The organism is Lentzea chajnantorensis (genome assembly GCF_054300775.1).
Map to the genome: position 1 here is coordinate 1,126,701 of NZ_JBSDZT010000002.1, position 22,947 is coordinate 1,149,647.

16 protein-coding genes and 1 pseudogene are annotated in these 22,947 nt (G+C 70.5%); 8 read left to right on the forward strand and 9 right to left on the reverse strand.

The genetic code is table 11. The annotated features are described in order from the left end of the window. Positions 1–46 precede the first annotated feature (46 nt). The 4 genes from ACVDFE_RS06185 to ACVDFE_RS06200 are packed head-to-tail and all read right to left on the reverse strand — an operon-like array spanning position 47 to position 6,081. A complete protein-coding gene (locus tag ACVDFE_RS06185; protein WP_360393769.1) occupies positions 47–1,567 on the reverse strand; it encodes a protein kinase family protein in 1,521 nt (506 codons plus the stop codon). A 37-nt stretch (positions 1,568–1,604) separates the two neighbouring features. Continuing rightward, complete coding sequence (murJ, locus tag ACVDFE_RS06190) at positions 1,605–3,245, reverse strand: murein biosynthesis integral membrane protein MurJ (protein WP_458429838.1); 1,641 nt, start codon at positions 3,243–3,245, stop codon at positions 1,605–1,607. Beyond that, positions 3,242–5,569 carry a DUF6049 family protein gene (locus tag ACVDFE_RS06195; RefSeq protein ID WP_360393775.1) on the reverse strand — a complete coding sequence of 776 codons (2,328 nt, stop codon included), beginning with the start codon at positions 5,567–5,569 and terminating at the stop codon, positions 3,242–3,244. The genes murJ and ACVDFE_RS06195 overlap by 4 nt, the downstream gene beginning before the upstream one ends. Then, positions 5,566–6,081, reverse strand: a complete 516-nt coding sequence (locus tag ACVDFE_RS06200) for an NUDIX hydrolase (RefSeq protein ID WP_360393777.1) — start codon at positions 6,079–6,081, stop codon at positions 5,566–5,568. The genes ACVDFE_RS06195 and ACVDFE_RS06200 overlap by 4 nt, the downstream gene beginning before the upstream one ends. Positions 6,082–6,123: 42 nt before the next feature. Here ACVDFE_RS06200 and ACVDFE_RS06205 point away from each other — a divergent pair. Next, positions 6,124–7,561, forward strand: a pseudogene (locus tag ACVDFE_RS06205) (CCA tRNA nucleotidyltransferase). An 85-nt stretch (positions 7,562–7,646) separates the two neighbouring features. Further along, positions 7,647–7,901, forward strand: coding sequence for a LuxR C-terminal-related transcriptional regulator (locus ACVDFE_RS06210; RefSeq protein ID WP_360393783.1), 255 nt, complete (start codon positions 7,647–7,649; stop codon positions 7,899–7,901). Here the strand turns inward: ACVDFE_RS06210 and ACVDFE_RS06215 are convergent. Continuing rightward, positions 7,830–9,170, reverse strand: coding sequence for an MFS transporter (locus ACVDFE_RS06215; protein ID WP_458429839.1), 1,341 nt, complete (start codon positions 9,168–9,170; stop codon positions 7,830–7,832). The two genes, ACVDFE_RS06210 and ACVDFE_RS06215, sit on opposite strands and share 72 nt — an antisense overlap. Before the next feature lie 237 nt (positions 9,171–9,407). Between ACVDFE_RS06215 and ACVDFE_RS06220 the strand changes: the two genes are divergently transcribed. After that, positions 9,408–9,980 carry a YqgE/AlgH family protein gene (locus ACVDFE_RS06220; protein ID WP_360393789.1) on the forward strand — a complete coding sequence of 191 codons (573 nt, stop codon included), beginning with the start codon at positions 9,408–9,410 and terminating at the stop codon, positions 9,978–9,980. Positions 9,981–10,019: 39 nt separating this feature from the next. Here the strand turns inward: ACVDFE_RS06220 and ACVDFE_RS06225 are convergent, their stop codons facing one another. Further along, complete coding sequence (locus ACVDFE_RS06225) at positions 10,020–10,424, reverse strand: SdpI family protein (protein ID WP_360393792.1); 405 nt, start codon at positions 10,422–10,424, stop codon at positions 10,020–10,022. 250 nt (positions 10,425–10,674) lie between these two features. Between ACVDFE_RS06225 and leuS the strand changes: the two genes are divergently transcribed. Then, on the forward strand, positions 10,675–13,452 hold the full coding sequence (gene leuS / locus ACVDFE_RS06230; RefSeq protein WP_458429840.1) for a leucine--tRNA ligase: 2,778 nt from the start codon (positions 10,675–10,677) through the stop codon (positions 13,450–13,452). A gap of 27 nt (positions 13,453–13,479) precedes the next feature. On the opposite strand, the gene ACVDFE_RS06235 is transcribed toward leuS, so the two are convergent. After that, entirely contained in the window at positions 13,480–14,205 is a 726-nt protein-coding gene (locus ACVDFE_RS06235) for a TetR/AcrR family transcriptional regulator (RefSeq protein WP_458429841.1), read from the reverse strand. 152 nt (positions 14,206–14,357) lie between these two features. Here ACVDFE_RS06235 and ACVDFE_RS06240 point away from each other — a divergent pair, with 152 nt between their 5' ends. Further along, a complete protein-coding gene (locus ACVDFE_RS06240) occupies positions 14,358–16,427 on the forward strand; it encodes an MMPL family transporter (RefSeq protein WP_360393801.1) in 2,070 nt (689 codons plus the stop codon). On the opposite strand, the gene ACVDFE_RS06245 is transcribed toward ACVDFE_RS06240, so the two are convergent. Continuing rightward, positions 16,367–17,443 carry a beta-propeller fold lactonase family protein gene (locus ACVDFE_RS06245; protein ID WP_360393803.1) on the reverse strand — a complete coding sequence of 359 codons (1,077 nt, stop codon included), beginning with the start codon at positions 17,441–17,443 and terminating at the stop codon, positions 16,367–16,369. The two genes, ACVDFE_RS06240 and ACVDFE_RS06245, sit on opposite strands and share 61 nt — an antisense overlap. A gap of 122 nt (positions 17,444–17,565) precedes the next feature. Then, positions 17,566–19,560, reverse strand: a complete 1,995-nt coding sequence (locus tag ACVDFE_RS06250) for a DUF2339 domain-containing protein (protein WP_458429844.1) — start codon at positions 19,558–19,560, stop codon at positions 17,566–17,568. A gap of 103 nt (positions 19,561–19,663) precedes the next feature. Between ACVDFE_RS06250 and ACVDFE_RS06255 the strand changes: the two genes are divergently transcribed. Genes ACVDFE_RS06255 through ACVDFE_RS06265 form a run of 3 tightly spaced genes read left to right on the forward strand, consistent with a single transcriptional unit; the run spans position 19,664 to position 22,937 of the window. Then, positions 19,664–20,629 (forward strand): LacI family DNA-binding transcriptional regulator, encoded by a 966-nt coding sequence (locus ACVDFE_RS06255; RefSeq protein ID WP_360394804.1) that lies wholly within the window; start codon positions 19,664–19,666, stop codon positions 20,627–20,629. Continuing rightward, positions 20,626–22,035 carry a sugar ABC transporter ATP-binding protein gene (locus ACVDFE_RS06260; protein WP_458429845.1) on the forward strand — a complete coding sequence of 470 codons (1,410 nt, stop codon included), beginning with the start codon at positions 20,626–20,628 and terminating at the stop codon, positions 22,033–22,035. The genes ACVDFE_RS06255 and ACVDFE_RS06260 overlap by 4 nt, the downstream gene beginning before the upstream one ends. Beyond that, positions 22,032–22,937: an ABC transporter permease gene (locus ACVDFE_RS06265; RefSeq protein WP_458429846.1), complete on the forward strand. Its 906-nt coding sequence runs from the start codon at positions 22,032–22,034 to the stop codon at positions 22,935–22,937. Before ACVDFE_RS06260 ends, ACVDFE_RS06265 begins: the two co-directional genes overlap by 4 nt. The last annotated feature ends 10 nt before the right edge of the window (positions 22,938–22,947 follow it).

Below are 22,947 nucleotides of genomic sequence, written 5' to 3' on the forward strand. Positions count from 1 at the left end.
GGGACCCTTCGTGCGCCAGGAGAGTACGAAAGCTCCCCGCGTGCGCTCACTGAGCGCGGGTGTAGAGGATCTCGCGGATCTCCGACTGGTTCTTGCCGGCGCCGGGGCTGGAGAGCTGCGTGATCCAGATCAGCACGTGCGCGGCAGGTTCGTGCTCGGCCAGCTGGATCTGGGTCTGCCCGTTGGACAGGTCGCCCTCGCCGATGATCTTCGTTTCCTCCAGCGGCGCGTCCTGCGACGACGCCACCCGGATCTGCACGTGGGTCTTCTCGCTCGGCGAGGTGATCGTGATCGACGCCAGCCGCACCGGCTCCGCGAACGACCCCATCAGCCCGATGCCCGGCTTCAGCGCGGGGAACTGCTGGAAGTAGTTGTCCGTCCGCCAGAACGTGCTCGCGTTGTTGTCGACCGCGCGGCTCGCCTGGTTCGCGCTGTCCGGCTGGTTCGTCACGTCGTAGACGCCGATCCGGCCCGGCTGCACCGGTCCCGCGGGTTTCGGCGCCTCGGCGGTCTGGCCGTTCGTGCCCGGCTGGTTGACCACCACCGTCGGGCCGCCGCCCTTGGTCGGCTCGTCGCTGAAGAACCCGACGATCTGCATGCTCAGCCACACGATGACGGCGACCGTCGCGGCCGCGAGCACACCGACGCTGATCCACAGCTTCTTCTTCTGCTGCTTGTCCTGCACCGGGCGCTGGGTCGTCCACACGACCTCGTCGTCCTTCGACGAGGAGGTCGTGCCCACGGCCGGGATCAGCGAGGTCTCGGCCTCCTCCGCCGCGATCTGGTCGAGCACCTGGAGGATCGCCGCGGACGTGCGGATGCCGCCCACCGACGTGTCCTCCAGCGAGCGCACCGCGACCGAGGACAGCTCGTGGGGCAGGTACGGGTGCAGCGCGTTGGGGGCGATCACGGTGCCGTCGGGACCGGTCGGGGCGAGCGGCACGTCGGCTGGCCCGCCCGGCAGCGCCCACCGGCCCGTGAGCAGCAGGTACAGGATCGCGCCGAGGCCCTTGACGTCGTCACGCGCGATGGCGTCCGGTCGCGGACCGGGGAACGCGAGGCGCAGGCGGCCGTCCGAGGTGACCCGGATGCGCTGCGGGTGGTCGGCGCCCAGCACGAGACCGGCGTGGTGCGCGCCCTCGATGGCGGCGCCCAGCGGTTCCAGCAGCCTGGTCGCGGCGCCCGCGGGCAGCGGGCCCTCCGCGATCAGGTCCATGAGGTCGGTGCCCTGGGTCCACTCGGCCACGACCATGCCGAGGATGCCCTCGTCCGGGCGGATGCCGGTGCCCGGCGTCAGCACGTCGATCACCCGCGACACGCCGGGGTGCGTGAACGACGCGGCGTGCATCGCGCGTTCGACCGTCCGGCGGGCACGGGCGGCGGCCTCGTTGTCCGCGAGGTCGCCGAGCAGGATGGTCAGCGCCACGTCCCGGTTGAGCTGACCGTCGCGGCCACGCCACAGCTCCGCGTTGGATCTGGCGTCGGAGCCGGATTGCGCGAGCAGCCGGTACCGGCCGTTGCCGATGACACCGCCGGGGACCAGGGCGGCGTGAACTCCGCTACTCACGGGCACCAGGCTACGGGAAGACGCTCACGGACTGGAGTCATCGGCGCCGCACCAAACGGTTGATCTTGTCGATCGCCGGCTTCATCTCCGGCACCCGGAACGCGGCCAGCAGACCGAACGCGAGCGGCAGGCCGATCACCGTCACCAGGATGGTCTCGACCCATCCGGCGGCAACCGGGTGGATCGACCCGAACGCGCCCAGGACCAGCGCGTTCACGCTCTTGGCCACCGCGAAGGCGATGGCCGATGCGACCACGGTCAGGCAGATCGTCCAGATCGTGAACCCGGTGCGCAGCCGGCCCAACCGGACCCGCAACCACACCTGACCGGCCACGGCGCCGAAGACGAAGCTGAGCGACATGGCGAGCGACACACCGACGGCGAGCTGCTGCGGCTCGGACACGGCGAGGAAGAAGTAGAGCAACCCGATCCGGACCGCCACGATCAACGCCTGGAGCAACGTCGGCGTGCGCGCGTCCTTCATCGCGTAGAAGACGCGCAGCTGCAGCAACGTCACCGCGTAGGGCACGAGTCCGAACGCCGACAGCGCCAGCGCCAGGCCGATCATCGTGCCGCCGTCGACGCCCGACCTGCCGTGGCCGAACGCGGCGAGGCCGATCGCGACACCGGAGACCGTCATCAGCACGCTGAACGGCATCAGCAGGATCGCCGACATGCGGTTGCCGAACAGCAGGTCCCGCACGATCTGCTCGTTGTCGCCGTGCGCGGCCGCCCGGCTCATCCTCGGCATCAACGCCGTGAGCAGCGAAACGCCGAGCACGCCGTACGGCACCTGCGCGATCAGCCACTGGTAGTTGTAGGCACCCAGCGCACCGTCGCTGTGCGTCGCCACCTTGGTCAGCACGGTCATGCTGGCGAGACCGAGGCCGACGTAGAGCATCACCCAGAACGCCAGGTTGCCGAACTCGGACAGCCGGGCGTCCCAGCCGAACCGCCACTTGAACCGGAAACCGGTCCTGCGCAGCGCCGGCACCAGCACCAGGGCCTGCACCGCGACGCCGAGGGCGGTGCCCAGGCCGAGCACGAGCAGGTGGACGTCGGTCATGCGCACCGGGTTGAGCGAGAGCTCGCCGGGCAGCATCCAGTAGACGCCCAGCACCCCGATCACGACGACGTTGTTCAGCACCGGCGCCCAGGTGGGCAGGCCGAACACGTGGCGGGCGTTCAGCACCGCGCTGAGCAGCGCGGTCAGCCCGTAGAAGATGATCCCCGGCAGCACCAGGTAGGCGAACGCGGTGACCAGCGCCGGGTTCGCGGTGGGCGAGTCGGCGATGAAGAGCTTGGTCAGCAACGGCGCGCACGCCACCGCGACCACCGTGCCGACGGCGAGGACCGCCATGCCCATGCTGATCAACCACTGGGCGTACGACTCACCGCCGTCGCCGTCCTCCTTCTCGGCCCTGACCAGCAGCGGGATCGCCACGCTGGTCAGGATGCCGCCCAGGAGCAGCTCGTTGATCATGGTCGGCAGCGTGGAGGCCGCCTGGTACGAGTCGTTGAGAGTGGTGACGCCGAGCGCCGACACCAGCAGGACCTTCGACAGCAGGCCGGTGATGCGGCTGACGATCGTGGCGATCGCCATGGAGCCGCTGGCCCTGGCTACCGAGGGTGCCTGCTTCTGCTGCCCTGGCTCGGTGGTCGTGGCTGACTCGCTCACGCGCTCGACTTCTCCGGTGTCACGTTCTCGATGGACGGTGCGTCGTCGCCGTTCTCGCCGTTGCGAGCCCGGACCCGCCTGATGATCCGCCGTCCCGAGAGCAGGACGAGCGCGATCGCGGCCACCACGGTGACGATCACCGTGGTGGTGCCGTAGGCGGACGACGACACCTCCAGCTTGACAGTGTCACCCAGAGCGACGCCGTCGGGAGTGGTCAGCCGGACGTTGACCGGGAACCGGCCGGAGCGCAGCACCTCGACCGGCACCCGCACGACCCGCTCGCCGCGGGCGGGCAGCACCTGGTCAGCGAGCTCCTTGGCGCGGATGCCGGGCGTCTCGGCCAGCACGATCCGCACGGTCACGCGGACGTCGAGCTTGTTCGTGATGGTGACGGGGATGGGGCTGTCACCGGAGCCGAGCAGGATCGAGCTGTTCGGCGGCGTGACGCTCACGAGGCCGGACAGCCGGTTGATCTCGCTGTCGCTGATGTACGCCGCGGTGCGCGCGCCGTTCTCGTCACCGCGCCACGCGCTCGACATCGCCCGCAGCTGGCCCAGGCGCAGCGGGCCGGCCAGGTCGGCGGGAGCGGCGTGCTCGCGGTCCTCCTGCTGCATCGACTTCACCAGACCGGCGAGCGCGAGGTTCTGGCTCGCGACCGAGTCGGCGATCGAGGCGGGGATCTCCCGCGCGCCGGCCTCCGCCGGGTAGGTGAGCTTGGCTCCGGACGCCTCCGGCTTGGCCCTGACCAGCTCCTCCAGCCCGACCTGGGTCGCGTAGCCGGCCGTGACCAGGCGCTGGGCCGCCGACAGGAGCTCGTTCATCTCCGACAGCGGCGCGTTCCACCGGCGCGGCGGCGTGACCAGCACGGTGCGGCCGTCGCCCTGCCACCCGGCCCGGAACGCGAGCGCGGCCAGTGCGTTCTGCACGGACACCGGCTGGCTCTCCACCGGCGTCGTGACCCCGGACAGCGTGCGCGGGCGGGACTCGCCGCCCTGCAGCGCGTCGGACACCATCGAGTCGATCCGCACCGCGGTGACCGGGCGGTCCACGGAGAGCAGCCGGACGGGTGCGGTGCCGGGCGCGTCCGCGACGGCGGACGGCGCGAGCAGCACGGACTTCATGCCGTTGTAGTCGAGGTCCTCGTCAGAGGGGTGGTCCTGCCCTGAGCCCAGCTCGTCGAACGTCGCCTGGTCGAGCAGGCCGTCCTCGGGCCACACCAGCTCGGGCAGCGGCTGGACGGCGAGGATTCGCCTGACCTCGTTCACGCCGCCGCTGAGCGCGAGCGTGCGCATGTCGCCGAGCTTGGCCTTGGTGAGCGCCACGAGGTCGGCGTCGGCGTCCGGCATGGCCACGACGCACCGGCCGGCGACCGCGCGCTTGAGCCGGTCGAGCCACAGCTGGGCCTCCGCCCGGCCCCTGCCCTCGGCGCCACCGCGAATCCGGTAGCCGGTGGTCATCGCCTCGACGGTGCGCAGCAGGTCGGGGTCGACGGCCAGGCACAGCGAGGTGCTCATCGACGACACGGCCTGCTCGTAGGCCTGCAGCAGGCCGTACAGCCGGCCGTTGACCGACAGCGACAGCGCCAGCTCGTCGTCGACCAGCTCGGAGTCGCCCTCGCCGCCCAACCGGGCCAGCCTGGGCTTGTCCGCGATCGGCCACAGCATGGTCAGCTTCGCGGGGTCCCCCGCCTTGGTCTTCGTGCCGCCGCCGGGCACGCCGAGCACCGGCAGCAGCGTCGACAATGCGGCCAGCCGCGCCGTGCCGCCGTAGTCCGGCTTGCCGTTGATGTTGGCGAGGACCGGGTAGATGCCCGGCTCCTCGATGCCGAGCGAGGTGGGCGCGGAACCGCGCAACGGCACCTCGAGCGTGAAGTCGCGCTGCTGGCCCGGCTGGAGCTCGTCGGCGACCTCGGTGAACCTGGGCTGGACGAACTCGGCGGCCGCCGGCTCGCGCAACGCCTTGCGCAGGTCGTCCTCGGTGCCGAGCGGCTCACCGCGCTCCAGGCGCAGCACGATGTCGGACACCTTGCGGTCGCCGACGTTGACGACCCGGCCGCTGATCGTGATCTTGTCCGGCGAGTCGCCGGTGACGAACCGCGGGGTCAGCTGCGCAATGTCCATGCGCACGAACTGCGGCGGCTGCTGCTGGCCCGGCTGCGAGGACAGCGGCCTGGTCGCCCACACCTGGGTGGCGGGCGCCGGCGCGAACGGCAGCGCGTTGACCTGCTCGGGTTCGTCCTGCTGCTCGACCGCGAGCACCGGGGGTGTCGCTGTCAGCAGGAAGGCGCCGACGGCAGCTGTGCAGAGGAGCTTCCTGACGCTCACGCCGACTCGGCCCCTTCACGGGGGCGGCCGGAGAGCAGTTCGGCGGCTCGGCGGACCAGTCGGCGCTCGTCGGCATGCGCGAGTCGCTCGTCCAGTTCGCCGAGTGGCACCCACGCCACCTCGGTGACCTCCACGTCTTCGTCGGAAAGCTCTCCCCCCGTCGCTTCGAGGAGGAAGTGGTGAACGGTCTTGTGCACCCTGCGGTCGTCAGCGACGAACCAGTAATCGATCGACCCCAGCGGGCGCAGGACCCTGCTATGAATACCGGTCTCCTCGGCGACCTCGCGCACCGCGGTCTGTTCCGCGGTCTCGCCCGCCTCGATGTGACCCTTCGGCAAAGACCACAGCAACCGGCCGCGCCGGTCAAGTCTGCCGATCACCGCCGCCCGCTGCTCGCCGTCGAGCACCAGGCCACCCGCCGACGTCTCGTCGACGGTCTTGAGCCGCCGGCCCCGGCGCCGCTTCCGGCGCCCCGGCGTGGCACCTCCGGATCGAGCGGCTGACGGGGGCATACGGCCGATCGTACTTACGATCGTTGAGTACGCTGGTTTCTCGTGTCTCGACCGCTCCAGCAGAATGCGGTGGTGGAAGAGCCCACCATCACACCAGTCGTCGCCGAGCTCGCCGAGCGGTTCGCGACCGCCGGCAAGCGCCTCTACCTCGTCGGCGGCAGTGTGCGCGACGCCGTCCTGGGGCGCCGGACGAACGACTTCGACTTCACCACGGACGCGCGCCCCGCCGAGATCCAGAAGATCCTCACCGGCTGGTCCGACGCCCAGTGGGACACCGGAATCGCGTTCGGCACGGTCGGCGCGTCCAAGCAGGGCGAGATCATCGAGATCACGACCTTCCGCGCGGACGTCTACGACGGCGTCACCCGCAACCCCGAGGTCACGTTCGGCGACTCCGTCGACGGCGACCTGGTCCGCCGCGACTTCACGGTCAACGCCATGGCGTTCGACGTGGCCGCCCGGCAGTTCGTCGACCCGACCGGTGGCCTGGCCGCCGCGCGCGAGGGGGTGCTGGACACGCCGGCGACCCCGCAGGAGTCGTTCGGCGACGACCCGCTGCGGATGCTGCGCGCGGCGCGGTTCGTCTCCCAGCTGGGCTTCACCGCGGCGCCGCGGGTGGTGGAGGCGATGCGGTCGATGGCAGGCCAGCTCGCCCGCATCACGCCGGAGCGCGTGCAGGTGGAAGCTCTCGAAGCTCCTGTGCGGGGCGCACCCCCGCCGCGGCATCGAGCTCATGGTCGAGACCGGCCTGGCGGACATCGTCCTGCCGGAACTCACGGCCATGAAGCTGGAAATCGACGAACACCATCAGCACAAGGACGTCTTCGACCACTCGCTGGTTGTGCTGGAACAGGCGATCGATCTCGAAGATGTCGATCAGTCACCTGACCTGGTGCTGCGCATCGCGGCGCTGCTGCACGACATCGGCAAGCCGGCCACGCGGAAGTTCGAGTCCGGCGGCGGCGTCTCGTTCCACCACCACGAGGTCGTGGGCGCGAAGATGGTCCGCAAGCGCTTGCGGGCGTTGCGGTACTCGAAGGAGATCACCGAGGACGTCGCGAAGCTCGTCTACCTGCACCTGCGGTTCCACGGCTACGGCAACGGCGAGTGGACCGACTCGGCCGTGCGCCGGTACGTGACGGACGCCGGTGACCTGCTGACGCGGTTGCACAAGCTCGTCCGCGCCGACTGCACGACGCGCAACAAGCGCAAGGCGAACCAGCTGCAGCGGACGTACGACTCCCTCGAAGAACGCATCGGGCGCATTGCGGCCGAGGAGGACCTTGCGCGCGTGCGGCCGGACCTCGACGGCAACGAGATCATGAAGCTGCTCGGCCTGCCGCCGGGGCCGCAGGTCGGTGCCGCGTGGAAGTTCCTCAAGGAGCTGCGCCTGGACCGGGGGCCGCTGGACCGCGACGAGGCCGAGGCCGCGTTGCTCGACTGGGCCAGCGACCAGGGTCTTACGCCACCAAACGGGTGACCCATCGTGAGCGCATGAAATCCCCGCGTTAGCGAACTGACAGCGCGCCACGGCACCATGGGTACTGCTCATGGGGGTGATGCAGATGTTCACTTGGGGACTTTCCGCTGGTCCGGTCGTGCACGACCTGGACGAGCTGACCGACGACCAGCGGGCCGTGCTGCGCTGTCTCGCACGCGGTCACGCCGACCACGAGATCGCGCGCGTGCTCGGTCTCGGGCACCAGCGGGTGGCAGACGAGGTCGCCGACATCCTGCGGCGGCTCGACCTACCCGATCGGGTGGCTGCTGTCGTCTTCGCGCACGAGAGCGGCATGCTGCGCCTGCCGTTTCCGCGCTAGCAGGAGCAGGTAGGCGCCCAGACCGGCCAGGTAGAGACCGGCGGCGGTGACGATGAGAGCGGGCGAGCGCCCGTCCAGGGGGATCACCGTCGCCGTGAGGGACACCGCGGTGACCTGCATGACGTTGAACAGGGTGTCGTAGAGGGCGAACACCCTGCCGCGCACCTCGTCGCCGACGTCGTGCTGCACCGCGGTGTCCACGCACAGCTTGACGACCTGACCGGCGAAGATGAGGAAGAAGCTGGCCGCGAGGATCGACGGCAGCGTCATCGGCAACCCGAGCGCGAGCTGGGCCACCGCGGTCAGCACGAGCGTGCCGCAGATCGTGCGCTTGATGCCGAACCGGCTGACGATCCGGTCGGTGAGGACGCCGGCGAGCAGGATGCCCGCGCCACCGGCGATGGCGACCTCGCCGAGCCCGCCGATGCCGGCCTTGAGGATGCCGACGTCCTCCAGGGCGTAGCGCATCAGCAGCAGCGTGATGATGAGGTTCACGCCGAACGCGGCCCGGTGCGCCAGCAGCGCCGCGAGGCTGGCCGTGACGCTCGGCGTGCGCAGGGTGGCCTTCGCGCCGTCCAGCAGACCGCGGGCGACGGCCTTGACCGCGTTGTGCGGCTCGTCGACCTCGTCGGGCCCGAGGGCGCCCGCCTTGAACCGGCTGGCGATGAACGCGCTGAGCAGCATGCCGGCCGCGGCGATGCTGGTGGTCCACCCCGACCCGCCGTCACCGGCGCCGAGCACCGCGCGGAACGCGATCGCACTGGCCGCGCCGACCACCGACATGACCGCACCCGCGGTCGCGGCCAGCGCGTTCGCCTCGACCAGGTGGTCCGCCGGCACGACGTGCGGCAGCGCCGCGCTGAGCCCCGACCCGACGAACCGGCCGATGCCCATGACGATGAGCGCGAAGACGTACAGCGGCAGCCCGGACAGCCCCATGCCGACCGCGACGGCCGTGAACAGCACGAACGCGGCGCGCAGCAGGTTCGCGACGAGGACGACCCGCCTGCGGTCCCACCGGTCCAGCAGGGCACCGGCGAACGGTCCGATGAACGAGTACGGCAGCAGGAGCACGGCGAACCCGGCGGCGATCTCGGCCGGGTGGGCCTGCCGCTCCGGGTTGAACAGCACCGCTCCGGCGAGGCCCGCTTGGAAGAGCCCGTCACCCCACTGCGAGGCGAGCCGGGTGGCCAGGAGCCTGCGGTACGCCGGGATGCCGAGGAACCGGCGCGAGCCCCAGTGGTGCTTCCGCTCCGCAGCCGTTGTCACGCCTGCACTCTATGCTCGCCTGCCCGGAAACCACGAAAGCCGGACCTCACGGTCCGGCTCCCCTGGATCGGATGCCAGGTCGCCTCACGGCGCGGTGCACTACGCGGCTCCAGCCGTACGGTATTCCGCGAAGGCGGTTGTCTGTTGAGCCCGGGGGACACAAAGACATCCGACAGTTAAGTCTAACGGGGCGCGGCCCTGAGTTGTTCCGGCGATCACGGATGATTTCATGGTGACGTGCGTCCCGATGCCGAGGTCGAAGCTGGCTCCCTGTTGGTTGCCGCCCCGAGCCTGACCGACCCGAACTTCACGCGCACGGTCGTCTACATCATCGACCAGCGCCCAGAGGGAACCCTCGGCGTCGTGCTGAACCGCCCCTCCGAGGTGGCCGTCCTCGACGTCCTGCCGCCGTGGGGCCCGCACGTCACCCGCCCGCAGTGCATCCACATCGGCGGTCCGGTCGAGCAGAAGACGGCGCTGTGCCTGGCGGCGCTGAAGGCCGGTACCGACCCCGAGGAGGTCGAGGGCCTGGTCGGCGTGCAGGGCCCGGTGGCGCTGGTCGACCTCGACGCCGACCCGGAGAGCCTGCTGCCGCTGGTCCGCGGCCTGCGGGTGTTCGCGGGGTACTCGGGCTGGGGCGAGGGCCAGCTGGCCGGCGAGATCGAGCGCGGCGACTGGATGGTCGTCACGGGCCTGGCCGACGACGTGCTGGCCGGGGCGAACGTCGACCTGTGGGGCCGGGTGCTGCGCCGGCAGGGCATGCCGCTCGCGCTCCTGTCGACCTACCCGACCGACGTCCGCCTCAACTGATTCACGTGAAACGTCCGAGCCGCGAACGGCTCGGGTGGCTCAGAGACCGGCGAGCGGCGAGCAGCCGCCACCACCGCAGGCGCAGCCGCCACAGCCCTTGGGCTTGACCGGCTCCGGCAGCGCCTCGGCCGCGCGGTGCCCCAGCACGCCACCGGCGACGGCGATGCCGAGCGCGCCGACCAGGCCGATGACCCCGGCCGTGACGGCCAGGTCGGGCAGCGCGAACGAGACGGCGCCCGACACGACGGCCACGAGGCCGGCCGCGACGTTCGGCACCCCGGCGACGCGGTTGGCCAGCGCGAACGTCTCCTCGTCCCGCAGCGCCGCCGCCGTGCGCACCCCGACGAAGCGGTTGCGCCGCAGCTTGCCCTGCAGACCGAGCAGACCGACGGCGCCGAGAGCGACGCCGAGCACACCCAGGACGACCGACAGCACGATGTTCACCCCATGAGGGTAGGTGCTGCGCCGCGTTCACCGGAAAGTCACCCCGGCCCGGTGTGCCGCACGACACCGCCCGGTTCGGGTCGCTTGCGGTGCGCTGATACCGTTGACGGCATGAGCACGGCCCGCCTGCTCCTTATCTAGCCGCGACGACCTGATCGCAAGACGGTCGGCGCGGCAGCCCTCCATGCCCATCTGGGCTGGGGGGTTTCGTCATGTCAGGGGCAGGATCGATGGTGAGAGGGACGTTGAGATGAGCACGGACGCGGCGGAGATCCCCGCCTACCGCTACACCGCGGAGCTGGCGAACCGGATCGAGGAGCGGTGGCAGCGGTACTGGGAGGAACACGGCACCTACCACGCGCCGAACCCCGTGGGCGCGCTCAAGGGTGACGTCCCGGACGACAAGCTGTTCGTGCAGGACATGTTCCCGTACCCGAGCGGTTCCGGCCTGCACGTCGGCCACCCGCTGGGCTTCATCGGCACGGACGTGTTCGCGCGCTACCACCGCATGAACGGCCGGAACGTGCTGCACACGATGGGCTTCGACGCCTTCGGGCTGCCGGCCGAGCAGTACGCGGTGAAGACCGGGCAGCACCCGCGCAAGACCACCGAAGACAACATGAACACCTACCTGCGGCAGATCCGCAGGCTGGGGCTGGGCCACGACGAGCGCCGCCGCATCGCGACGATCGACCCGGGTTACTACAAGTGGACCCAGTGGATCTTCCTGCAGATCTTCAACTCCTGGTACGACGCCGACGCGGACAAGGCCCGTCCGATCACCGAGCTGGTCGCCCAGTTCGAGTCCGGCGAGCGTCCCACTCCGGACGGTCGCACGTGGTCTGAGCTGTCTTTTGCCGACCAGCAAAGGATCTTGGGCGATTTCCGGCTGGCGTACTTGTCGGAGGCGCCCGTCAACTGGTGCCCGGGACTGGGTACTGTGCTGGCGAACGAAGAGGTCACCGCGGACGGTCGCAGTGAGCGTGGCAACTTCCCGGTGTTCAGGAAAAACCTGCGCCAGTGGATGATGCGCATCACCGCGTACTCGGACCGGCTGATCGACGACCTGGACCGGCTGGAGTGGCCGGACAAGGTCAAGGCCATGCAGCGCAACTGGATTGGGCGCTCGCACGGTGCCCGAGTCCGATTTGCGGTGGGAAGCGAGAGCATTGAGGTCTTCACGACCCGTCCGGACACGTTGTTCGGCGCGACCTACGTGGTCCTGGCACCGGAACACGAGCTGGTGGACCAGATTGCGGCGCCCGATCGCGTGGCAGACATCGCCGCGTACCGGCGCGCGGCGTCCCTGAAGTCCGAGCTGGACCGCCAGGAGAACAAGGAGAAGACCGGCGTCTTCACCGGGGCGTACGCCACGAACCCGGTGAACGGCGCGGAGCTCCCCGTCTACGTCGCCGACTACGTGCTGATGGGCTACGGCACCGGCGCGATCATGGCCGTGCCCGGTCAGGACCAGCGCGACTGGGACTTCGCGAAGAAGTTCGACCTGCCGATCATCCGCACGGTCCAGCCGTCCGAGGGCTTCGAGGGCGAGGCGTTCACCGGCGAGGGTCCCGCGATCAACTCCGGGTTCCTGGACGGGATGCTGGTCGACGAGGCCAAGAAGACGATCATCGGCTGGCTGGAGGAGCACGGCCACGGCCGCGGCACCGTCCAGTTCAAGCTGCGCGACTGGCTGTTCAGCCGCCAGCGCTACTGGGGCGAGCCGTTCCCGGTGGTCTACGACGAGGACGGCACCGCGATCCCGCTGCCCGAGTCGATGCTGCCGATCGAGCTGCCCGACGTCGACGACTACTCCCCCCGCACGTTCGACCCGGAGGACGCGGACACCGTCCCGTCGCCGCCGCTGTCGCGCGCCGGTGAGTGGACGACGGTCGAGCTGGACCTGGGCGACGGGCTGAAGACCTACCGCCGCGACACGAACACCATGCCGAACTGGGCGGGTTCGTGCTGGTACCAGCTGCGCTACGTCGACCCGGTCGAGACCGAGCGGTTCGTCAACCCGGAGAACGAGCGGTACTGGCTGGGCCCGCGCACCGCCGAGCACGGCGCGAACGACCCCGGCGGCGTCGACCTGTACATCGGCGGTGTCGAGCACGCGGTGCTGCACCTGCTGTACTCGCGCTTCTGGCAGAAGGTCCTGTTCGACCTGGGGCACCTGTCGAGCGACGAGCCGTACCGCCGCCTGTTCAACCAGGGCTACATCCAGGCGTACGCGTGGACCGACGCCCGCGGCACGTACGTGCCCGCGACCCAGGTGGTCGAGGACGGCGGGAAGTTCTTCTACAACGGCGAAGAGGTCTTCCGCGAGTACGGGAAGATGGGCAAGAGCCTGAACAACGTCGTCACGCCGGACGAGATGTGCGAGACGTACGGCGCCGACACGTTCCGGTTCTACGAGATGTCCATGGGTCCGATGGACGTCTCCCGCCCGTGGGCGACCAAGGACGTCGTCGGTGCGCAGCGGTTCCTGCAGCGCCTGTGGCGCAACCTGGTCGACGAGACCGACGGCTCGCTGCGCGTCACCGACGAGGAGCCGTCCGCCGAGGCGCTGCGGCTGCTGCACAAGACGATCGCCGGCGTGCACGACGACTACGCGAACCTGCGCTACAACACGGCGGGCGCGAAGCTGATCGAGCTGAACAACTTCGTCACCAAGCACTACTCGGCGGGCACCCCGCGCGCCCTGGCGGAGCCGATGGTGCTGATGCTGGCACCGCAGGCGCCGCACGTGGCCGAGGAGCTGTGGACGAAGCTGGGCCACGAGGGCTCGCTGGCCCACGGCCCGTTCCCGAAGGCCGACGAGCAGTACCTGGTCGAGGACACGGTCGAGTACCCGATCCAGGTCAACGGCAAGGTCCGCTCGCGGGTCGTCGTGTCCGCCTCCGCCGCGCAGGACGAGATCAAGGCGGCGGCGCTGGCCGAGGAGAAGATCGCCGAGCTGGTCGCCGGTGGCGAGCCGCGCAAGGTGATCGTCGTCCCCGGTCGCCTGGTGAACGTCGTCCTGTAGGACGTCAGTCGACGAGGAGGCCGTTGCTCACCGAGCAGCGGCCTCCTCCTCGTCGAACCCGATGTCCGTGAGCAGCTGGTCGATCATGCTGTCGAACATCGGCTCCGGGTTGCTCACCGCGAACGGGAAGCGCCCGAACACCTCCAGCGCCACGTGCCCGTACAGCCGCACCCACGACTGCACCACGTAGTAGATCTTGCCCAGGCTGAGAACGTCGTCGCCGACGGTCACGCCGTGCTGCCCCACCACGTCGATCAGGACCTGCTGGAACCGCGCCAGGTCCTCGTGCAGCGCCTTCGGCACCGGGTCGTCCACGTGCTTGGCGCCCAGGTTGGACGCGATCAGCCCACCGGCGAGCTGCAGGAACACCGAACCGAACTGGTCGGCGCCGAGCGGGTCGCGGGGTGAGGCGAAGACCAGCGCGAACTCCTGCGGGTGGGCCAGCGCCCAGCGGCGGAAGCTGTGGCACACCGCCCGCACCTGGCAGTCCACCTGGTCGGACGTCTCCGCGGCCAGGTCGGCGTGCAGCGCGGCGCCCATGTCCTGGCAGATGTCGTCGCAGAGCTGGCGCAGCAGCGCGTCGTGCGAGTCGTAGTAGCGGTAGAGCGCCGGTGCGGTGATGCCCAGTTCGCGTGCGATCGCACGCAGGGTCACTGCGTCACGGCCGCGTTCCACCAAAAGGGCGCGGGCCGCCTGCCGAATCTCACGCTCTGTTTCTGCGCGAAGGCGGTCTCGGCGAGTGGCCTGGGTCATATGTCACTCCATCGGGTTGTAGACCCCGTGCACGGCCCCGTACGGTTTCAGTGAACGGTGTTTACAAGGTTCGGGTGTTCACGGTACTACCCAGGAGGCCGTCGTCCATGTTCGCGAAATGGGGCTCGCTCGCACACAGACGGCGTTGGGTGGTGCTGGTCGCGACCGTACTGCTCGCCGTCCTCGGCGGCGTGTGGGGACTGGGCGTGTTCGACAAGCTCAGCCAGGGTGGGTACGAGGCCCCGAGCAGTGAGGCCGCGCGTGCGGACAAGGTCGCTGAAGAGGCGTTCGGGCGCAAGAACGGTGATGTGATCGTCATCTACCGGGGTGACTTCGCGAACCCGCTCGAACTGAAGAAGGTCGCCGACCACGTCGCCGGACTGCCCGAGGAGGACGTCCTGGGCGTCGTCGGGCCCGTGCCTGCGGACGACCAGCAGCAGGCCCTCGTCGTCATCACGCTGAGCAGCAGCGACTCGAACGAGCAGATCAAGCAGTTCGAGGACGTTCAGCCGCGGCTCGCGATCGACGGGTTCAGCCAGCAGGTCGGCGGTCTCGTGCCGACCCAGAAGGCCATCAACGACATGTCGCAGGCGGACCTCACGCGGGCAGAGATGTTCTCGTTGCCGCTGGTCCTGCTCCTGCTGGTGGTCATCTTCGGTGGCCTGGTCGCCGCGTCGCTGCCGGTCGTCGTCGGTGGTCTCTCGATCATGGGCGCGCTCGGCGTGCTGCACGTCGTCGCCATCTACACCGAGGTCAACTCGTTCGCGGTCAACGTCGCCTCGCTGCTCGGCCTCGGCATGGCGATCGACTACGGCCTGTTCATGGTCGGCCGGTTCCGCGAGGAGCTCGCGCAGGGGCGCACGACCGAACAGGCCGTCGGCCGCACCGTCGCGAGCGCCGGCCGCACCGTGCTGTTCAGCGCGACGCTGCTGGTCATCGCCCTCGCCGGGTTGCTGATCTTCCCGCACGGCTTCCTGAAGTCACTCGCGTACGGCGGTGTCGCGGCGGTCGCGATCGCCGCGCTCGTCTCCCTCACGCTGCTGCCCGCGTTGCTGGGCGTGCTCGGCCACCGCGTCGACAAGCTCGCCATGCCGTGGCGCAAGAAGGAGCCCAGCGAACGCGGGTGGCGCACGCTCAGCGGCAAGGTCATGAAGCGGCCCGTGCTGGTCGCCGTGCCGATCATCGGTGTGCTCGTCGCGCTCGGCGCGCCGTTCCTCGGCGTGCAGTTCGGCCAGGTCACCGAGAAGGTGCTGCCCGAGGGCAACGCCGTCCGCGTGGCCACCGAGAACATCAACGAGAACTTCTCCGCGCTCTCCAGCACCGGCCTCAAGGTCGTCGTGAAGGGCGGGGACCAGGCCGCCGTCCAGCAGTACCTGGACCGGGTCAAGGACGTCTCCGGCATCGGTGACCTCCAGCCGCTCGGCCAGGGCAACGGCGTCACCGCCGTGTCCGCGGGGCTCGACCGGGACGCGCTGAGCGACGAGTCGAAGCAGGCGCTGAAGGACGTCCGCGCGCTGCCGGCCCCGCAGGGCGCCGAGGTGCTCGTCGGCGGCAACACCGCCATGGTCAGCGACTCGCTCGACGCGATCAAGGACGGGCTGCCGCTGATGGTCGCCCTGCTGGTCGGCGCGACGCTGGTGCTGATGTTCCTCGCGTTCGGCTCGGTCGTGCTGCCGCTCAAGGCCGTGGTCATGAGCGCCCTGTCGCTGTCGGCGACCTTCGGCGTGCTGGTCTGGGTGTTCCAGGAGGGCCACTTCGCCGACCTGCTCGGCGTGACGCCGGGGCCGCTCGAGTCCGGCATCGTCGTGCTGATGGCGGCGATCGTGTTCGGCCTGTCGACCGACTACGAGGTCTTCCTGCTGTCCAGGATGGTCGAGGCGCGCAGCAACGGCGCCACCACCGAGGAGGCGGTCACGACCGGTCTCGCCAAGACCGGCCGGGTGATCACCTCAGCCGCTCTGCTGCTGATCGTCGTCACCGGCGCGTTCGCGTTCTCGCAGGTCGCGATGATGCGGTTCGTCGGCGTCGGCATGATCCTCGCGCTGGCACTCGACGCCACCGTGGTCCGCATGCTGCTCGTGCCCGCCGTGCTGAAGCTGCTCGGCAACGCCGCGTGGTGGGCGCCCGGTCCCCTCAAGCGGATCCAGGAGCGCCTCGCGCTTCACGACGAGCCGGCGGACGACTTCGACGAGGAGGTCAAGGTCCCGGCCGCGGTCGGCTGACCAGGAGCGAAAGCGATCAGGGCCGCGTCGAACTGGCGCGGCCCTGTCGTTTCCACGAACGCGGTGGTGCGCATGGGGTAGGTCGCGAGCACCGCGTTCGAGCTGTCCAGCACGGTCGTCGTCGCCCCGGTCGCGAGGAAGACCCTCCGGTCACCTGGCGCGATGGCGACACCGGGCGCGTTGATCGGCAGGCGTTCCCGCACGGTCATGGTCGCCGCGTCGACCACCGCGACCGAGCCCTCCTTCGGCAGCGCGACGTAGACCGTCGCACCGTCCGGGGTCACCGCGACGCCGCCCGCCCCGGTGCCGATGCCCGCCGAGCCGACGACCCGGTTCGTGGCCGTGTCGATCACCGTCAGCGTGCCCGGCGTCCTCTCCCCCAGCCGCATGCCGCTCACGTAGAGCCGCGACCCGTCCGGTGACACCGCCAGGTGCTGCGGCAGGCCGCCGACGAAGACGGTCGAGGTCTGGAACGCGACGGCGGTGTCGACCAGGCTGATCGTGCCGTCCTGGGCGTTCGCCACGTAGAGGACCTTGTTGTTCGGGTGGACCGCGAGGCCCTGCGGCTGCCCGCCGACCTTGATCGCGGCCACCAGCCGGAACTCCCGCGGGTCCACCACGGCCACGCTGCCGCTCGCGCTCACGTACAGGCGCTGGCCGTCCGGGCGCATCGCCGCCTGGGAGAGCTGGACCTGGGTGAAGAGCCGGTCGCGCACCGCACCGGTGTGCGGGTCGACCTGGGTGATCGCGCCGGACCAGCCGTTGACCACGTAGACGCGCTCGCCGTCCGGTGACACCGCCACGCCCGTCGCGCGGCCCGCCGTGTCGGCCTCGGCCAGAACGGCACCGCTGCCGGTGTCGACGACCTGGACGAGACCGGTTCTGCCGACCACGTACGCGCGTGGCGCCGACGTGCCGGACGAGGTTGGAACGAGGTCGTGCTGCTGCTCGACACCCATCGCCGCGATGACCGCTGAGAGTGCCAGAACCGCGGCCACGAGGCGTGGCTTTGCCATAGCCCGAATCGGACCACTTCGGGGTTATTCGATCTACCTGCGTCACTCCGTCGAGGGGAATCTACGCCTGGTCGTAGTACGAACGCCGCCCGCGACGGCGGCGCGGGCGGCGTTCGTCCCGATCAGCAGGAGCGCGGAGCCACCGGAGTGGGCTCGTGCGGCTCGGGGGTCTTCCGCGACGCCACCAGTTTGGCGTAGCGGGCGCCCGCGGTGAGCAGCACCAGACCGGCACCGAGGAACGCCAGCACCCGCGCGAACCCGTCCAGCGCCGAGAGGTCGAACAGCAGCAGCTTCGCCACCGCCGCCGCGACCAGCACCAGGCCGCAAATCCGCAGCGCCGTCACGTTGATGCCCTTGACCAGCAGGAACAGTGCGGCGACGGTCCAGGACACGGTGACGATCGAGTGCCCGAACAGGAACCCGGTCTCGTTCGGCGACACCAGCAGCGCGCCGCAGATCACCAGGCCCGCCGCGCCGTAGAGCACCACCAGCCCGGACGCGATCCACGGCAGCGGGTTCTCCGCCGGCTCGCGCAGGACCCGCATCTTCCTGGCCGCCCACGGAACGGCCACCGCGAACGCGGCCAGCACCAGCGCCGTCACCATGCCCGCGGCGTAGTCACCGACGCCGGCCGGGCGGTAGCGCGGCTCGTCGAGCAGCCACGGCAGCGGCACCGCCTGCGTGATCGCCAGCAGGAACCCGAGCGCCCCGAACGCGATCGACCCGACCAGCGCGCTCTTCTTGCCCAGGCGGGCGGCGAGGAACGCCAGCAGGATCGCCTCGGCCAGCACGACCGCCGCGCGCACGTTGCCGTCGAGCGCGACCACCGTCGTCTGGAACAGCGCCAGCATGCCGGTCGCACCGGCCGCCGTCGCGAACGCCCGCGGCAGGTCCGGCACCATCCAGATCGCCAGCAGCACTGCGGCCACCGCTCCGACCAGCACCGACCCGGCGGTGCGGTCCAGCAGCGTGGTGGCGAACATCGACGGCAGCGCAGACCCGGCGACCAGTGCGATCGCGACGACGTCCGCCGGTCGCTTCCAGACGGTGATCAGGGCGACCGCGATGCCCACCGCGGTCGTGGCCGCCGCAACGCCGACGACCGTCCACTCGTAGTCCGCGGGGATCGCGCTCGCGGTGGCCAGCATCGACGCGATGATCGGCGGGAAGCCGCCGGCGATCGCGAGACCCGGCCAGTTGCGCTTGATCTGGACCGGCGTGCTGGCCATCTTCAGCACCAGCAGGAAGCCGACCAGCAGCACGGAGAAGCCCTCGGTGATGATCGGCGAACAGACGGCGCACGCTGCGACGACGCACACCGCGAGCGTTTGCGAGTCCCACCGCAGCGCCAGCACGACACCGGCGACGGCGACCACCAGGCCGACGACCAGGCCTGCGAACGGCGGCAGGTATCCGTACAGGCTGGTGGCGGCGATGACGTCGAGGTAGAGGCCCGCGAAGCCGGTCGCCGCGAGCGCGAACGCCCCGGTGCGGCCGGTCGGGTTGCGGTGCAGCCACATGCCGATGCCGATCATCGCGGAGCTGAGCACCGCGCCGCCGATCACGCGCGGCACCGGGCCGAGCCAGCCGCGCTGGATCGCGAGGACCATCAGCATGACCAGGCCGAGCACGGTGATCGCGCCACCGACCCAGGCCAGCAGCTTCGAGCCGGCGCCGTCCTTGCTGAGCTTCTGGAACAGCGTCTCGCGCGGCGGCACCGCCACCTGCTGCCACTGCGCCTGCCCCTGCTGCGGGAAGGCACGCGGGGGCCCCGCGTGTCCCACAGGGGTACGTGGGGTCCCCGCGTGCCCCTGAGGCCACTGGGTGGGGGGCGGGGGGAACTGCGGCTGTGCGGTCTGTGACCAGGGGTTGGGCGAGGGCGGGGGTGCGGCCGGTGCGGGCGCCTGGGGTGGAACGGGGGTGGCTGGCTCGGCGGGCGGTGCGACGGCCTCCGCGACCGGTGCTTCCGCAACCCGCGCCGGTGCCTCGGCCTCCGCCACGGCGACGGCCGAGTGCTGCTCGCGCATCTCCGCGCTGATCGTGGTCAGCCGCTGCCCGATCGCGGCGAGCTCCAACGCGAGGCGCTGCTCGTACCCGAGGCGATCCTGTCCGTTCATACGACAAGGGTGAGGCAGCACACGCCCGGTGACATCCGTACACCTACTCACCCGGCTTGACTGGACAGGTGTGTAATCGATTAACTACGCCCTCGTGACGACCATGAAGGACGTCGCGCAGCACGCAGGCGTCTCCACGGCCACCGTGTCGCGCGTGCTCAACGGCCACGCCGCGCCGACGCCCGAGACCCGTGAGCGGGTGCTCGCCGCGATCGAGGAGCTCGGCTACCGGCCCAACGCCCTGGCGCGATCCCTCAGGACCACCAGCACCCAGACCCTCGGTCTGGTCATCAGCGACCTGCTGAACCCGTTCTTCGCCGAGATCGCGCGAGCGGTCGAGGACGAAGCCCGGTCACACGGCTACTGCGTCGTGATCGGGAACGCCGACGAGAGCGCCGAGCAGGAGGCCACCTACGTGCGCACCCTGCTCGACCGCCGGGTGGACGGCCTCCTGCTGTGCCCCGCGACCGATGACCCCGCCCTGGTTCGCGAAGTGAGCGCAGGCGGCGTTCCGCTCGTCCTGCTCGACCGGACGGTCAGGGGCGCGACCTGCCCCGTCGTCCGCGCCGACGGCAGCGAGGCATTGACCGCGCTCGCCCGGCGGCTCGTCGGCGCCGGCCACTCCCGCATCGGTGTGATAGCGGGACCACCGGACACCTCCACCGGGAGAGAGCGCAGCACCGTGTTCACCGGTGCACTGGGCGGCCTCGCGCAGGTCGTGCACGGCGACTTCCGGCAGGAGAGCGGCAGCCAGGCCGCCGCCAGGCTCCTCGACGACGGCGCCACCGCTCTGGTCGCGATGGACAACCTGATGGGCCTGGGCGCGCTGGCCCAGATCAGGTCGCGCGGCCTGCGGATTCCGCACGACATCGCGCTCGCGGTGTTCGACGACCAGCCGTGGTTCCCGCTGCTCGACCCGCCGATCTCCGTCATCGCGCAACCGACGGTGGAGATGGGCAGGGCCGCCGCGCGCAGCCTGCTCGCCCTGATCAACGGGCAGCAGCCCGACGACGTCCGCCTCACCGCGAAGCTCGTGCTGCGCGGCTCGCTCGGGGAGGCCGAGCTGTGAAGACCCTCATCACCGCCCGCGGGATCACCAAGCACTTCGGCGCCACCAGGGCGCTGGACGGCGTCGACCTCGACATCAACGCGGGCGAGGTGCACGTCCTGCTCGGCGAGAACGGCGCGGGCAAGTCCACGCTGGTCAAGGTGCTCGCGGGCATCCACGGTCACGACGCGGGCACCATCGAGGGCCGCGCCAGCCTCGCCGTGATCCACCAGGAGCTGGCGCTCGTCCCCGAGCTGAGCGTCGCGGAGAACCTGTTCCTCAACCGGTTGCCGCGCAGGTTCGGGTTCGTCGACCGGGCCGAGATGCGCCGCCGGGCGCCCGAGCTGCTGAACCGCGTGGGCCTCGACGTCGACCCGAACGCCAAGGTCCGCGACCTCGGCATCGCCCAGCAGCAGATGATCGAGATCGCCCGCGCGCTCGACAAGGACGCCGGTGTCCTGATCCTCGATGAGCCGACCGCGGTGCTCACCGACACCGAGACCGACCGGTTGCTGCAGATCATGGACCAGCTGCGGCGCAACGGCGTCGGCCTCGTCTTCATCACGCACCACCTGGACGAGATCCAGCGCATCGCCGACCGCATCACGGTCCTGCGCGACGGCCGGTCCGTCGGCGTGCTCGGCCCGCGGGCCACCACGCGGCACATGATCGAGCTGATGGTCGGCCGCCCGATCGACGAGCAGTACCCGCGCGCGGCCGGTCGCCCCGGTCAGCCGTTGCTGCGGATCTCCGGCCTGACCAAGCGCGGTGTCTTCGCCGACGTCGACATCGAGGTGCGCGCGGGCGAGGTCGTCGGCGTCGCCGGACTGGTCGGCGCCGGTCGCACGGAGGTCGCGCGCGCGGCGTTCGGCGTGGACGACTACGACAGCGGCACGGTCGCGGTCGACGGGAAGCCGTTGCCGCGCCACGACGTGCAGGCCGCGATCAAGGCCGGTCTCGGCCTCGTGCCGGAGGACCGCAAGGGCCAAGGCCTGGTCCTCACCGCCACCGTCGGCTCGAACCTCGAACTCGTCACGCTGACCGACCGCGACCGGTCGAGGCTGCACGACATCGCGGGCAAGCTGCGCATCAAGGGCCGCGTCGACCAGCCCGTGAAGGAGCTGTCGGGCGGCAACCAGCAGAAGGTCGTCATCGGCAAGTGGCTGCTGGCCGACCCGAAGGTGCTCATCCTCGACGAGCCCACGCGCGGTGTCGACGTGGGCGCGAAGGTCGAGATCTACGAGCTCATCAACCGGATGACCGCCGCCGGACGGGCCGTGCTGCTCGTGTCCAGCGACCTGCCCGAGGTGATCGGGATGAGCGACCGCGTCGTCGTGATGGCCCACGGCCGGGTGGCCGGTGAGCTGCCGAAGGGCGCGACCCAAGACCAGGTGATGGCACTCGCCGTGCAGGAGATCCCAGCGTGAGCACGATCAGCATTCGCAAGTACGCAAGTGAGAACGGGGCCCTCGCCGGGCTCCTCGTGCTCGCCGTGGTCATCGCGGTCATGCAGCCGGCGTTCCTCAACGCGCAGAACCTGCTCAACGTCGGCGTGCAGGCCGCGGTCATCGCGATCATGGCGTTCGGCATGACGTTCGTGGTGGTCGCGGGCGGCATCGACCTGTCGGTGGGCAGCATCGCCGCGCTGGCCGCGATGGTCGGCGCGCTGACCGCGGGCCCGCTCGGCCTGGTCGTCGGCGCGCTGTGCGGTCTCGTCAACGGCGCGCTGGTCAGCTACGGCAAGCTGCCGCCGTTCATCGCGACGCTCGCGATGCTCAGCGTGGCCCGCGGTCTCACGCTGGTGTTCTCCGAGGGCCAGCCGCACGAGACCGACGAGCTGGTGACGTTCCTCGGCTCGAACCTCACGCCGTCGCTGCCGTTGCCGCTGCTGCTGATGCTGCTGTTCTTCGGCGTCACCGGTCTCGTCCTGACGCGCACCAACCTCGGCCGCCGCATGTACGCGATCGGTGGCAACGAGGAGGCCGCGAAGCTCAGCGGCATCGACGTGCGCCGCACCAAGCTCTGGATCTACGCGTTGTCCGGCCTGTTCGCCGCCGCCGCGGGTCTCGTGCTCGCGGGACGGCTCGGGTCCGCCGGTCCGCAGGCCGCGGCCGGCTACGAGCTCGACGCCATCGCCGCTGTCGTCATCGGTGGTGCGTCGCTGTCCGGTGGTATTGGCCGCGCCACCGGGACGTTGGTCGGCGCCCTCGTGCTCGCCGTCCTGCGCAACGGCCTCAACCTGCTCCAGGTCCCGCCGTTCTGGCAGCAGGTCGTCATCGGCGCGGTGATCGCACTCGCCGCGTTGCTCGACTCCCTTCGCCGTCGCTGAGACAACCCGC

Coding starts and splice junctions, on each gene's coding strand:
- ACVDFE_RS06200 (WP_360393777.1), bottom strand. CDS start 6,081: ATGCCCCCGTCAGCCGCTCGATCCGGAGGTGCCACGCCGGGGCGCCGG.
- ACVDFE_RS06210 (WP_360393783.1), top strand. CDS start 7,647: ATGTTCACTTGGGGACTTTCCGCTGGTCCGGTCGTGCACGACCTGGAC.
- leuS (WP_458429840.1), top strand. CDS start 10,675: ATGAGCACGGACGCGGCGGAGATCCCCGCCTACCGCTACACCGCGGAG.
- ACVDFE_RS06235 (WP_458429841.1), bottom strand. CDS start 14,205: ATGACCCAGGCCACTCGCCGAGACCGCCTTCGCGCAGAAACAGAGCGT.
- ACVDFE_RS06245 (WP_360393803.1), bottom strand. CDS start 17,443: ATGGCAAAGCCACGCCTCGTGGCCGCGGTTCTGGCACTCTCAGCGGTC.
- ACVDFE_RS06250 (WP_458429844.1), bottom strand. CDS start 19,560: ATGAACGGACAGGATCGCCTCGGGTACGAGCAGCGCCTCGCGTTGGAG.
- ACVDFE_RS06255 (WP_360394804.1), top strand. CDS start 19,664: ATGAAGGACGTCGCGCAGCACGCAGGCGTCTCCACGGCCACCGTGTCG.